At 71.4% G+C, this 13306-nt stretch carries 14 protein-coding genes; all 14 read left to right on the top strand.

The genetic code is table 11. The features are described 5' to 3' along the window. The first annotated feature begins 10 nt into the window (after positions 1-10). The 14 genes from ACFYMC_RS25735 (at position 11) to ACFYMC_RS25670 (ending at position 13064) form a co-directional block, all read left to right on the top strand. A complete protein-coding gene (locus ACFYMC_RS25735) occupies positions 11-2218 on the top strand; it encodes a hypothetical protein (RefSeq protein ID WP_388529322.1) in 2208 nt (735 codons plus the stop codon). Between the two features lie 315 nt (positions 2219-2533). Then, positions 2534-3031, top strand: a complete 498-nt coding sequence (locus ACFYMC_RS25730; RefSeq protein WP_388529320.1) for a hypothetical protein — start codon at positions 2534-2536, stop codon at positions 3029-3031. Between the two features lies 1 nt (position 3032). After that, positions 3033-3662, top strand: coding sequence for a hypothetical protein (locus tag ACFYMC_RS25725; RefSeq protein WP_388529318.1), 630 nt, complete (start codon positions 3033-3035; stop codon positions 3660-3662). 138 nt (positions 3663-3800) lie between these two features. Further along, positions 3801-5684, top strand: a complete 1884-nt coding sequence (locus ACFYMC_RS25720) for a hypothetical protein (protein ID WP_388529316.1) — start codon at positions 3801-3803, stop codon at positions 5682-5684. Between the two features lie 20 nt (positions 5685-5704). After that, a complete protein-coding gene (locus ACFYMC_RS25715) occupies positions 5705-6085 on the top strand; it encodes a hypothetical protein (RefSeq protein WP_388529314.1) in 381 nt (126 codons plus the stop codon). Between the two features lie 110 nt (positions 6086-6195). Continuing rightward, on the top strand, positions 6196-8529 hold the full coding sequence (locus tag ACFYMC_RS25710; RefSeq protein WP_388529312.1) for a hypothetical protein: 2334 nt from the start codon (positions 6196-6198) through the stop codon (positions 8527-8529). 130 nt (positions 8530-8659) lie between these two features. Next, positions 8660-8914, top strand: coding sequence for a hypothetical protein (locus ACFYMC_RS25705; RefSeq protein ID WP_388529310.1), 255 nt, complete (start codon positions 8660-8662; stop codon positions 8912-8914). A 262-nt stretch (positions 8915-9176) separates the two neighbouring features. Then, on the top strand, positions 9177-9641 hold the full coding sequence (locus tag ACFYMC_RS25700; protein ID WP_388529308.1) for an RRQRL motif-containing zinc-binding protein: 465 nt from the start codon (positions 9177-9179) through the stop codon (positions 9639-9641). 81 nt (positions 9642-9722) lie between these two features. Next, positions 9723-10178 (top strand): Pycsar system effector family protein, encoded by a 456-nt coding sequence (locus tag ACFYMC_RS25695; RefSeq protein ID WP_388529306.1) that lies wholly within the window; start codon positions 9723-9725, stop codon positions 10176-10178. Further along, positions 10175-10534, top strand: a complete 360-nt coding sequence (locus ACFYMC_RS25690) for a hypothetical protein (RefSeq protein ID WP_388529304.1) — start codon at positions 10175-10177, stop codon at positions 10532-10534. Before ACFYMC_RS25695 ends, ACFYMC_RS25690 begins: the two co-directional genes overlap by 4 nt. Then, positions 10534-10701, top strand: coding sequence for a pRL2-8 (locus tag ACFYMC_RS25685; RefSeq protein ID WP_388529302.1), 168 nt, complete (start codon positions 10534-10536; stop codon positions 10699-10701). Before ACFYMC_RS25690 ends, ACFYMC_RS25685 begins: the two co-directional genes overlap by 1 nt. Positions 10702-10790: 89 nt before the next feature. Next, a complete protein-coding gene (locus ACFYMC_RS25680) occupies positions 10791-11747 on the top strand; it encodes an AAA family ATPase (RefSeq protein ID WP_388529301.1) in 957 nt (318 codons plus the stop codon). Further along, the gene (locus tag ACFYMC_RS25675) at positions 11744-12130 is read left to right on the top strand and encodes a hypothetical protein (protein WP_388529299.1); all 387 of its coding nucleotides are present in this window, start codon (positions 11744-11746) and stop codon (positions 12128-12130) included. The genes ACFYMC_RS25680 and ACFYMC_RS25675 overlap by 4 nt, the downstream gene beginning before the upstream one ends. A gap of 91 nt (positions 12131-12221) precedes the next feature. After that, positions 12222-13064 carry a hypothetical protein gene (locus tag ACFYMC_RS25670; RefSeq protein WP_388529298.1) on the top strand — a complete coding sequence of 281 codons (843 nt, stop codon included), beginning with the start codon at positions 12222-12224 and terminating at the stop codon, positions 13062-13064. The last annotated feature ends 242 nt before the right edge of the window (positions 13065-13306 follow it).

Raw genomic sequence — 13306 nt, 5'->3', positions numbered from 1 at the left:
AGGACTTTCCGTGGCCACCAAGCCCGCCGCCCGCCGCAGGCGCCAGCCCGCGGCGAACCCGAAGCCCCGCAACGGGCGCGCCAAGGCACCGGCGACGCCGGCCTCCGTCCCCGCCCAGGCCGCCGCCCCCGAGGAGACGGTGCAGCTGGTGCACCCGGAGGCCGACCCGGTCCTGGCCGACGCCGCCGACCGGGCCGCCGACGTCATCGACCTCGCGCGTGAGGAGGCCGCCGCCCTCCAGGCGGAAGCCGAGTGTGCGGCCGCGCGTACGGTCGCCGCCACGCACGAGCAGGTCACCGTGCTGATGACCGAGGCACAGACCCGCGCCGCGGGCATTACCGACGATGCCGACCAGGAGGCCGCCGCGCACCGCGCGGCGGCGAAGAGGGACCTGGAGGCAGCGCGTGGTGAGGCCGACCGGCTCCTGACGGACGCCCGTGACCGCGCCAAGGCTCTGGTGACGGAGGCCCGAGCGCAGGTCGCCGACCTCACCGAGCTGGCCGTCACCGACCGCGAAGCGACCGGCAAGGCGGTTGCCGAGCTGCGCCGCCTGGCGGAGGCCGACCTCACCGAGCTCGGTGCCCTGGTCGACCAGCGCCGCATCGAGGCCGGGCAGATCCTCACCCGCGCTCAGGAGCAGGCCGACGCCCTGGTGGCCGCGGCGCAGCGGGAGGTCGACCGGGCCCGCGAGCGGTTCGCTCAGCTCGCGGCGACGGCGGCCGAACAGTACGACGGCCGCCGCGCGGAGGCGGAGGGGCTGTACGCGGACGCGGTCAAGGCCGCCGACGAACGGCGCCGCGAGGCCGACGAGCGGGTCGCGGCCGCGCACACCGAGGCGGAGGCGGCCCGCACCGAGCTGCGGACGAAGCTGCGCGCGCTCACCGACCAGTTCGACGCGGAGGCCGCCACCAAGCGCAAGGCCCTCGCCGACGAACTCGCCGGGCTCAAGGCGGCGTGCGACAAGCAGCGCGAGCGGCTGCGGGAGGAGGCCAAGACCGTCACGGTGCAGCTGCGCGAGGCCGCCCAGAAGGAGGCCGACCGCATCACCGCCGAGGCGGAGCGCAAGGCGAAGGCCGTCACCGAGCGGGCCAAGGCGGATGAGGCCCGTGCCCGCCGGCTGCTGGAGGAGGCCCGGGAGGCGAAGAAGTCCGCCTCCCGCTGGAACGGCTGGCAGCAGAAGGCCGGCCAGAAGTTGTGGAAGGCGGCCCCGTGGGTCGCGTTGGCCTCCGGCGTCGGGCTCGCCGCCTCCGGCGAGTACGAGCTGGCCCGCATGGTCGGCATCAACCAGTACGTCGCCCCGCTGCTGCCGGTCTCCATCGACGTCTACTGCGTCACCGCGTTCCGGGCCAAGAAGGACATCCCCTACGCGCTGCTGCTGATGGCGTCGGCGAACGTCACCTACCACCTGTCCGAGCAGGCCCACCTCGTCCAGGACGGCCAGTCGGCACCCTGGCAGCTGACCACGTTCGTCGTGCTGATCTTCGTTGCCGTCATCTGGCGCGTCCACACGCTCATGCACGACGACGGTACGGACGGGCACGGCAGCAAGGCCGCTCCGGTCGGCCGTACAGGTACGGACGGCGGAAACGGAATGGCCGCTCGTACAGGTACGCACCGGCGTACCGACGCGACGGAGGCCGCGTCGTCCAGCCGTACAGAGGGCGCGAGCCACGACCTGTACGCCGCGCACAACGTGGTTCACACCGACGGCACGGGCGCCGGATGGGACGGTACGGACCCTGTACGCCCCGCCCCGCACCCGCCGCACGACGGCGAGCCGGAAGCGGCGGTGACCAGGGCGTACAGCGACCGTACATACGGCGTACACACCCCCTCCGATGGGGCGGCTCGTACAGGTACGGCAGTCGTGGGGCGTACCGGTACGGCCAGCGCGGCCGCACAGGGACGCACCGGCGCCATCAGCGTCCGTACACAGTCCGGCGGCGAAAGCGTCCCGGGTGCCCGTACAGGGACGGCGGCCACATCCTCTCCCGCAACCGGAACGGGCAGTACGGGGGGCGCGGACCGTCCCGGTACGCCTGTACGGACGGACGAAGAACTCCTGCCGCTCGTACAGAACCTCCCCCGCGGCGAGGACGGGTTCGTGACCCTCTACCAGGCCCGAACCAAGCTCTCCGTCAACAACGACCGCGCGGTGCGCCTGCTCTCCAAGGCCGGCCTGCTGCGCCCCGAGGACGCGGACAAGCACCTGACCTGATCCACCGAGCCTCTGCCGCTCATGGTCGCCCCCGGCCCGTGCCCACGCTCCCGAGCGTGAGCGCGGACCGGTGACGGCCACGGCCGGCAGGCCGCTCGCCCGCACCGCGCCCCGAGCGCGGACACAGCGGGCCGGGCACAACCGAGCACCACCCGCCCCGCGCCACGACCGCATCCGTCTCCCCTGCACCCAGCTCGGGTACCGCCCCCGAGCGGCTGGAGATCCGCGACGCGGTTCAGGCGCACGAAGGCCCCCTGCTGAAGCGTGATCAGCGGGGGGCCTCGCTTATCTGCTCACGCAAGAAAGGAGCACAGCATGGCACCCACGACGACCGGGCGCTTCCCCCGTACGACGACCCCGCCGGCGCCCGCGCTGGCACCCCCCGCGGTGATCCCGCCTGCCCTGGAGATCTGGGCGCCCGACCCCCCGACCTGGGGCCAGCGACTGATCCCCAAGGGAGTCCGGTCCGCGATGGCTGACCTGGGGCTTTGGCAGGAGCCGCGCCCCTTGAAGCCCTCGTTCCACCTGGTCCAGGTGATCGAAGTCCTTACCCGCTACGGCTGGTGCCAGTCCTTCGACTTCTCCCCCACCGGACGGATGTGCATCAGGGGTGCCCAGACCTTTCTGGAATCCACCGGGCACGTCACCGCGATCGACCGGGGAAAGGCCGTGAATTACCTCCAGTCCCAGTTGTCCTGGCAGGGCGTGAACATGCGGTTCTGGGAGTGGAACGACCTTTCCACCAACACCTTCCGGGGTGTGGAGGCCATGATCTCTGCGGCCTCTGACATGGCACGTAAGAACGGAGACTGAAATGACACCGGAAGAGGAGAGGGCATTCGAAGGAATTCAGGCCGGAATGACGGCCGGAATGTCCTTCGGAAACAGCGCTCCGGACGCCTCCCCGTACGCCGACGAAGGGCCGTACGGAACCCCGGTCGTGCACAAGAAGGCCGGTCTGACCCGGCGCGGAAAGGTCGCCATCGTGGTGGCCGGAGTGGCGATCGCCGGTGGCGGAACCATCTGGTTCCAGGTCCATTCGGCGGCCGTCGCGAAGGACGAGAAGGAGGCCGCAGCCCTCCAGATCCAGATGAAGAAGCTGGAGCTGGAGGAAATGAAAATCCGCAACGAGCAGGCGAGCAGCGACAAGAAGGCCGCCACCGCCTCCGCCGAGAAGATCCAGGCGGCCATCGACAAGTGCGTGGAGGACTCCTCCGACCAGCGCGGCAAGGGGTACGTGCCGCCGAGGAGCGCCGTCGTGGCGGACTGCAAGCAGCAGTACGAGACCACCGACGGGTCCGGCATGCAGGCCGCCGGCAGCACCCAGGACTCCGCGAACGCGGGGAGCGGCGGGATCAACTCCCCCGCCCTGCTGGGTCTCGTCGCCGGTGGCGCCCTGGCCGTCGCGGTGTTCGCACGCAAGGGCAAGAAGGCCGACGCCTAGTCACGCACGGTGATTAATTACTCCCTCCCTCCTGGCGGAGAGCGCCGCAATCGGACCCCCATGGTCCGGCTGATCGGCTGCTCTCCGCTGGGAGGTAAGGAGTAAGGAACCATCGGAGACACGGAGAGTGAGGAAGTCATGGCGACCGATACGGCGCCCCCGGTCCCCGTGGGACCCCCCGATCCGCCCGCTGCGCCGGCCGTTCCTGCCGCGCCGGCCCCCGCCGGGGACACCGGCATCATGGCCGCCCTGATGGCCGCGGTGGAGCCCGCCCGACCGGTCACCGCGACCGGCGCCGGGGCCAGGCCGGACGGTGACGATCCGGCCGCGAAGGCGGACCCCGACGGAGTGGTGGACCGCTCCTCGCCGGGCGTCACCAGCGAGCAGTTCAAGGCCCCGCAGGACCTGACCGGGGCCGGATCCGACGCCGCCGGTGCCCAGCACAAGGAGGGCGTTTTCAAAACCCTGATCCGGGCGGGCGCGACCCGCTGGGCAAAGGGCGGCGGGACCGCGAATAAGCGCCTTGACCTGGAAAAAGCCAAGGCCAGTGCGCACCAGGTGAAAGAAGCCCGGACCACCACGGTCATGAAATCGCCCGGACTTCCCACCCGTAACGGCTCCGGGGGGACCGGTGGAGGGGGTCGCAATTCTGGCGGAAGCAGCGGCGGAAATTCGGGCCGCAATTCCGCCGGGACCGGCTCCACGGGTACCGGACGCGGCGGAAGCGGCGGCGGCACCGGAGGAGGCGGGCGTGGCTCGTCCGGCTCGAATGGGAGCGGCGGATCCGGCGGCGGGCGCGGCACCAGCGGAAACGGTGGCAGCGGTTCGCCGAAGGACACCAGCCCCAAGGCGCCGAATGATTCCGGGGGCAAAGGCAAGGACGGCTCCTTGGGAAACGCAGGATCTGCCGGAAAGGCTGGCAAGGACGGAAAGCCGGGTGCCTCCGGAAACGGCGGCGGATCGACGTCGGGCGGCTCGTCCGGCGGCAATCCCGGCAGCTCGAAGGACAAGGCCGACCAGGGCAAGGGCGAGAAGGTCGACCTGACGAAGGGCGGCGGCCAGGGCCCGGGTGGGTCCCCCGGGAGCAGCGGCGGCTCCGGCAAGAACGGCTCCTCCGGGAGCAGCGGCGGCTCCGGCTCGCGCGGCTCCTCCGGGAGCAGCGGCGGCTCCGGTTCGAGCGGTGGCTCCGGCAAGGCCGGTGGCTCCGGCACGAGCGGGGCCAGCCACGGCTCGGACGGGGCCGACAACCGGACCCCGCTCCAGCGTTCGCGGGAGGTCGGTCACGGCGACGGCTCCGCCGTCCGCAACGCGGTCGACCACGTGAAGGCGTACGCCCAGGGCGCGAAGGACGGCTACCAGGACAAGAAGGAGGAGAACGCCAAGGAGCACGCACGGCTGGACCAGGCGCGCACCGACCACAAGGCGAAGGCGCAGGACCCGAAGCAGGACGACCCGAAGCAGCAGGGGACGGCGGTGACCGGGCCCGGCGGCCAGACGATCGTCATCGCCCCGCCGGACGAAGGAGACGACGGAGTGAGCACGGACGTGAAGCCTCTCCTGGTCAAGGAGATCGACGCCAACACCCTGACCCTGGGCACGGACGGTGCCCGTGGGTCGATCAGCCGCAAGGAGCTGCGCAACTTCAAGCAGTACGAGCGGAAGCTGGAGGCCAAGGAGACCCACCTGATCAAGGTGGCCGACGCGTGCAAGTCGCTGGAGGCCGCGGCGGAGGACGAGGCGAAGGACTGCCAGGACCTGGCCGAGCAGGCGAAGGCCGTCGCAGGCGGGGAGAAGCTGGCCGCGAAGCTGACGAAGCTGGCCGACGCCGCGAAGGCCCAGGCGACGGAGGCCGCCGAGCTCCACAAGCGGGCGAAGCGGGCGGCGGAGATGTGCCGGGTCGTCCTGACCAACATCGGGACCCGGTATGCGCCGCTGTACAAGGCCGTGGTCGACAGCGACGAGACGAAGCCCGCCGAGCTCAGGTTCTACAACGACAAGGGCTCCTACGCGCCCGCCGCGTAGGAACAGGAGGACAGAAGATCATGGCGGAGCTGACGTACAAGACCCTCGTCCGAAGGACCCAGGCCAAGGAGAAGGCCCTGGCCCGCAACGCGGAGGGCGTCAAGAAGGCCGCGGACGACATCAAGGAACTGGCCGACGACACCGCCTCCGACGCGGACGCGCTGGGAGCCAAGACCGTGGACCGCGACTCCCTGGCGGAGTGCCAGGAGCTGTCGAAAATCATCCGCGGGGTGTCGGAGGCCGCGATCAATTACGCGTCGAAGACGGCCGACACCGCGAAGGCCGCGAAGGCGGCAGGCGACCAGGCCCGCACCACCCACGCCGGGTTCCAGGAGGCTTTCGACCGCTCCGACGTGACGGACCTGGAGAAGGTCAGCCGCGACTGGTTCGAGCAGGAATAGCAGCACCAGCACCACCCACCATTGGCGCGGCCGGCCCCCCGGGGATCGCATCCCTGCGGGCCGGCCGCGCCCTTTGCGGACCCCCCGTACCCAGACAGGAGTAGCCCCCGATGGCCACCATCACCAAGACCGTGCCGAACGCGGAGCCTGCGGAGCGCGCCGCCGCGGCGCTCCAGATCGCTCTCCCCGTCGGGGTGGGCATCCTGGCCCCCTTCCTGGACCCGAACGCCGCGGCCTACGTCGGGGCCGGGTTCCTGGCCGGAGCGACGTTCGCCGGGGCCAACTACATGAACCGCCTGGGCCGCTGGGCGAACCAGCTCCCCGGGATCGACATCGCGCGGGCGCACCGCGACACCATGGGGATCGCCACGATCACCACCGGCATGGGACTGGCCCTCGGGCAGCTGGGCGGAGCCGAGGCGTCCGAGGCGCTGATGGCCGGCGTCTTCGAGCCGACCACCGTGCCCGGGATCCTGTCGCTGGGCTGGTGGGCCGCGGTCGGCTTCACCGGATGGCGCCTGCGCCGCGTCTTCGGCCGACGGAAGATCGTGGTGGAGCAGGCGCAGCCGACCGGGCAGGCCGCCCCGGCCAACACCGGCGGCCCGGCTGCGGTGTCCCTGTCCGACAAGATGATCGCCGCCTGGGGGCGCGTGATCAGCGACCCGAAGTCGGGACGCCACCGCAACCAGGTCCTCTCAGACGTCGTGATCTACGCCGACCGCTGGGAGGGACGGATCACCGCCGCGCTGGGCGACTCCGTGAACGTGTCGAAGGAGGCCGTGAGCAGCCTCTTCGGCCGCTCGGTCGGCGACATCGACATGAAGTTCGGCGCGCACTCCGGGGAGGCGTTCATCACCGTCTGGTACACCCAGCGCGCGGAGCTGGACCCCTCCACGCTCCAGGGCGCCTGGAAGCGCGTCCAGGCGCGGGTCCTGCCCAAGACCCACCTGGAAGAGGTCGGCAAGGACGAGAACACCGGCGGCCAGGTCGCGCGCGTCGTCGCCGACGACGACCTGGACGCACTCCCCCGCGTCGTCAACCTCGGGGAGCTGGCCGGAGCGCTGCGCCGCTCCATCGACCTCGTCTCCTACGAGCCGGGACGGCGCGACCCCAGGCGCGCGATCATCCGCGTCATGGACCACAACCCGCTGGAGGCCGGACACGACTTCCCGGGCCTGGACTCCCTCAAGGCCACCCCGGGCGGCTGGGTCAACATCGGGAAGATTGTGAGCGGCTTCCCCGCCAAGATCCAGCTGTTCGACCCGAAGCTGGGCGCCCTCCACGTCGTCATCGCCGGTACCACCGGCTCCGGCAAGGGCGGCACGGGCCAGATGATCAGCCTGGCCTACCACGCCAACCGCATGGCCCAGATCTATGGCGACCCCAAGGGCGCCTCCAACCCCGCGATCCCGAAGATGGCCGCCTACAGCGGCCTGACCCAGTACGGCGCCCTGGGCGCCATGCGGATCTCCTGGTGGGTTCTCCAGCACCGGATCGAGGAGGCCGCCCGTCTGGAACTGAAGAACTTCGTGCCCTCCGACATGCGGCCGTACTGCGCCACGATCCTGGACGAGGCCGCCCAGATGCTGGCCCCGGGCGCACAGAACCGCAAGGAAGCGGTGAAGATCGTCAAGGACGGCGCGTCCCTGACCCGCTCCATGGGCATGCCCTGGGTCCTGATCAACCAGACCGTCAACCTCGACCAGCTGGGCGGAGAGCAGGCGATCCGCGCCAACCTCCTTGCCGGCGGCACCTGGATCATCCTGCGCACCGACAGCGACCAGGTGAACCTGGGCGACCTTCCCCCCGGCTTCGAGGGGATCGACCCCTCCCTGATCCCGCCGGTGTGGGTGGAGGAGGACGACTCGCTGGTGTACGACCCGACCATGACGGAGTCGGACCCGCGCCGCACCTTCGGCCTGGGCTACGTCGCAGCCCCGGGCGGGCGCGCGGGCATGATGCGCATCGACAACCTCGAGGACGCCACCGAGCACATCCGGCCGGAGAACATCCTGGCGCCGGTGGACGTCCCCTGGTGGGGCGACCAGTCGCACATGGAGATGCTGGCCATGACCCCCATCCCCGGCTTCGAGGAGAAGGACGGCGAAGGCGGCACCGGCGAGGCGGGCACCTCGTTCGCCGGCGTTGACCTCCCCAAGCCGAAGGAGCTGACGTCGGAGGAGAAGGTCCTGGCCGCTCTCCGCGACGAGTCCGACCCCATGTACGTCGACATGCTCGACCAGGGCGACGACATCGACCCCGACGACATCGACTACGTGGAGCGGGGCCAGCTGCAGACCGCCTGCGGGGTCGCGGAGTCGACCTTCGCGAACGTCCTGAACAAGCTGGAGAAGGCAGGAAAGATCCACCGGATCAAGGAAGGCAAGACCTCGAAGGTGGCTCTGGGCCCCCGGCCGGAGGAAACCGGCGAAGAGGCCGCCTGACCGCTGCCCCGCCACGGCGCGCTTCCCACACGGGAGGCGCGCCGTCCCTGTCCCCGCTGACCCCCACCCCACCCCGGCGCTGGTCCGCGCCCGCTCGTCCCACACCACCACCGAGCACCGAAGGAATCCGATGAAGCCGCAGCTTGAGCAGACCGAGTTCTGGGTCGGCACCTTCCACGGGAGCCACGACGGCACCAAGGCCAAGGCCACCGCCACCCGCGACGACACCCGCCCCGAGCCGTACGCCTGGACGTGCACCTGCGGCGCGTCCCGCTCCTTCCCCACCGAGGACGGCGTGTGGCCCACCGCTTGGCAGCACACCCACCCCACCCGCCTCGACCGGCTGCGGTCGTGGGCCGCACGCCGTATCCGCACCTTCCGCTGACCTGACGCCCCGCCTGGCCCTCGCCCACCCCGCCCTCGGGGCGGGCGAGGACCGGACAGGCCGCCCGGCCGCCCGCCTCACCCCTTCCGCCCCGTCCGGCCCTTCCGCCGACGGGGCGCAGCACTGCCCGCCATCAACCCTGTTGGAGGACACCCGTGCTCATCCCCCGCCCGCGCCGCCGCATCGGCCGGCCCCGTCCGCAGCGCCCCGGCCCCCGCTACCCGCGGCTTCCCGCCCGGCTCCCCGGTACCTGGAGCCGGTGATGCCGCGCCCTCGGAAGAAGGGACGCCGCCGCGAGCTCAAGAAGGTGCCGCGCAGCACCGCGACGCTGGAGGAGTTCGACCGGCGTTCCTGTCCCGAGGGTCTGGTCACCAGGCGCCAGCTGCGCGAGCGGGGCCTGAGTCCTGGCGGGCACGGCCCGGTCGCGGTCCTGCGCTGCAAATACTGCGCGTACCGGCCCGACCAGTCGTGCAACCACCCGACCCGGGCCTGGCTTTACGACGTGAAGATCGCCCGGCCGAAGCGCGTGCCGACGATGGCGCAGGAATGGGCGCTGGACCGGGCGATGGCCGCCAGGTCCACGTGCCCGCAGTGCCTGCGCCGGTACTACTTCTGCCTCCCGCTGCGCACCCAGGGCAGCTGCGACCCCTGCGCCCGGGGCTACGAGCCCAGTCCCGACACCTACTACGCGTCCACAGCACCGGTGACCCACCGGCTCGCCGCCTGATCAACGAACCCCTCCGTTCTGACCACCCGTGCGGGCCGCCGCGTGCGGCTCCCCCGGCCACCACAAGGAGAGTCACCAGCCATGACCGTCACGGTCCCCGCCATCGACAAGAACCTGGACGTCGCCTGCGCCTCGGTCGCCAGCGAGATCGCGCGAACGGACAGCAAGGCGTCCTTACTGCTCGCCTTCAACGGCGCGGTCCTCGCTGGCCTCGCGTCCGTAGCCGACAAGAACTTGCCGGCCGTACCCAAGGTGATCGGCGCGCTCGCTGCCCTCGCCCTGGGCGTCGCCGCCGTGCTCCTGCTCCTGGTCGTCCGGCCCCGCCTTCGCGCGGACGATCGCGCCTCCTTCCCTCACTGGGCGAAGCTCGACGAGGACGACATCCGCTCCTGCATGGAAGGCGACACCCGCGCCACTCGCATCCGGGTGCTGTCCACCCTCGCGGTCCGCAAGTACGTCCACCTGCGCCGCGCGGTCGACCTCAGCCTCGCCGCCCTGGCCCTCCTCGCGCTGGCCGCTGCCAGCCTCGCGCTGTGACGGCGGCCCCGCGGCCCACGCTCCGTACGCGCATCGACCGCGTCCGTGCCTCGGTCGGGATCGCCTCGCTGGCCCTCCAGCAGATCGAGGACGACGTCAGCGCCGACGACGTCGACCAGGAGGAGCTCGCCGCGATCCTGCGCGAGCTCATCGAGGACACCGACCCGCCCGGTGGGTTCATGGCGGCCGTGGCGCAGCTGCTCACCACCGCCGCGCGCCGTGCAGAGCAGATCGAGCCCGACCGCGACGGTGACGCCTCCTGCCCCCTGCACGAGGCCGCCGCCCTGATCACCGACAACGCAGGGCAGCGGCTCATCTGGGCTGCCCGCGCCCTCCACCCGCAGGGGGACAGCTGATGGCGGGCACGAAGGCGACGAACCCGCCCCGCGGGCAGTGCACCCAGTGCTGGTTCCACGCGTACGCCACCCGCGAGGCTCACGCCGGGCTCGGTCCGCGTGAGGACTGCCCGCAGTGCGTGGACCACATGAAGCACGGCCACCCCGACCACATGATCGTCCGCTGACGGCGCGAAGTCGCCGCTCTGCTCACCGACCACGCCGGGCAGCGCCTCATCCGGGCTGCCCGGCACCCTCACCCGCAAGGAGAATTCGCATGACTGAGCCGATCAGCTACCCGCCGATGCCCGAGCACAGCCTGGTGGTCCTCATCGGCCCCTCCGGCGCCGGGAAGTCCACGATCGCGCGCACCTGGCCCGCCTCGCAGGTCCTGTCCCTGGACGCGCTGCGGGAGGTCGTCAGTGACGACGCGGGCGACCAGGACGCGACCGGCGACGCGGTCGCTGCCCTGCACCTGCTCCTGGAGGCGAGGATGCGCCGCCGGCTGTTCACGGTCATCGACGCCACCAACGTCACCGCGGCTGCCAGGAAGCCGCTGGTCGCCGCCGCCAAGCGCCACGACATGCTTCCCATCGCGGTCCTGCTCACCACGCCCGGCAGCATCTGCATCGAACGGCAGGGACCCAGGCCCGCCAACCGCACGGTGCCGGAGAAGGTGGTCGCCCAGCAGCACGACGACATGTTCGCCTCTTGCCGCACCCTGCGGTCCGAGGGCTTCCCCGAGATCGTCTACTCCGACAGCCTCCCCCGGCTCCTGCCGTACCTGGAGCGCCTGAGCGAGAGGCGGCAGGCCGACCTTGGTCTGGACGGCGGCGCCGGCCTCGGTGCCCTGAACCTCGTACGCCGGACCTTCGGCGAGGAGATCCTGCCGCTGTGGAGGTGGTGTGACGGCTCGGACATCGCCGACGGCGACCGCGTCGCCGAGATCCGCCTCGGACAGCAGCGCCTCACCCTCGCCCTGCGCACCGACGTCGACGGCGAGGGCGACTACGGCTTCGACGTCCTGGTGCCGTGCCCGCACGACGACCAGTGCACCGCCCACGCCTGGGCGCCCGCCTACAGCGTCACCTGCCTCTTCCGGGCGCTCAACGGCGACCTGGACAACGACGAGGACAGCGTCTGCACTCACCACGGCCCGGTGACTGCTGTGGACCAGGAGCCCGACGGCCACGCCGCCGCAGTGCTCCGCGAGAGCGCTGGGAGCACGCGATGACCTTCCTCCAAGACAGCAAAGAGCCCGGCCGGAGCGACTGGGAGCTGGCCCGCCTCGCGGTGCACCTGCGCGGCTTCGCCGCCTACGCCGACGACCCGCAGGCCGACGCCGCACGGAGCCTTGAGGCCGCGTTCACGGCCGACGAGATCCGTCGGGCCGACGCCTTTCTGGAAGCCAGCCGTCAGGACGCCGGCCGCCTCGCCGCGGTCGAAGCCCGGCTCGGCGAGGACGGCACCGGCGATGAGGCGTGGCTCGTGCAGCAGCTCACGACGGCTTGGGCGCGGCTCGACGAGCTCCGGGACCGGATCGACACCGGCGGCAGCCTCATGGCCAACACCCATGTCGCCAGCGCCATCGACTACATCCGCGGATCCCGGCCGTGAGCCGTGCCGCCGGCGCTTCACCCACACCCCGAACCCACACGACCCGGCGACGCCGGGCATCCGCTGTTACCCCCGGGAAGGACACCCAGCCATGAGCATCACGATCAAGAACACGTACGGCACCGCGCACAACGTCAGCGCGACCAACCCGGCCCACGTCACCAGCTGCGACCGGTACCGGTTACCGCTCGTCGGCACCATCGTCCCGGGGAACCCCGGCTACGAGGACATGGTCGAGATCCTGAAGGAGAACGGCCACGACACCCGCCCCGAGGGGTACGGGGTCCTCTTCCTGGAGTCCGAGGAGTTCAGCGCGACGTACTTCGGGTCGATCGCGCAGATCGAGCAGTACCAGCGGGAGAACGTCGACGGCACGGCGACCTTCGACGCCTCGCAGGGCGTCATGTACGCCCAGTGGCCCCACGGCAAGGGCTGGGACGACTTCCTCCCCCGCACCTTCTGGAACGTGAAGGCGCGCGGCGGGATCGCGGACGGCGTCGGCCTCGTCACCGCCTTCGCCCACACCGAGCTCCCGGGCGCGGAGGTCATCGTCTTCGAGTTCGAAGGCAAGTGGCTTCCCGACAGCGAGCCGCAGCAGCTGGTCACCTACCACTGCACCGGCTGCCACATGGACACCTTCCACGACTGCGGCCACGTCCACGAGAACACCGGCCCCAGCAGCCGGCGCTGGGCCGCCCGCCAGGCCCGCCAGCACATCATCAGCGCCGCCCGGCACGGCGTCGGCAGGGACAGCGAATGCCGCCCCAACGGCGGCGAGATGCTGCGCGCCGTGAACGCGGCCGCCCGCGAGATGTGGGGCACCACGGGCAACGCCCTCCCGGACACCGACGACGCGTACTGCGCCACCAAGGGCCCCTGCTCGATCATCCGCGAACTGCGGGCCGGAGCCCGCCCGCCCACCTACCGCGCCTGACGGACACACCGTGCCGTCCCGGCCTCCGCACGACGGAGGCCGGGGCGGTCGCGGTGGTCCCTCAACACGGAAGGAGCTGGACGTCATGCGCCGATACGAGGTCGACGTCCCGATACACCACGCAACGGACCAGGAACGGCGAGGTCTTGTGACTGAGCGTGCTAGTTGTCCGATGAGCGCGCTATCTGTCCACTTGAGTGCCAGCGTCGATCGCTGTGGCTAGGCGGTCTGCGTAGGAGTCG

The organism is Streptomyces sp. NPDC006879, assembly GCF_042869595.1.
GTDB lineage: Bacteria > Actinomycetota > Actinomycetes > Streptomycetales > Streptomycetaceae > Streptomyces.
The sequence above is the reverse complement of the archived record's forward strand: the minus strand, read 5'-3'. Positions and strand labels throughout refer to the sequence as shown.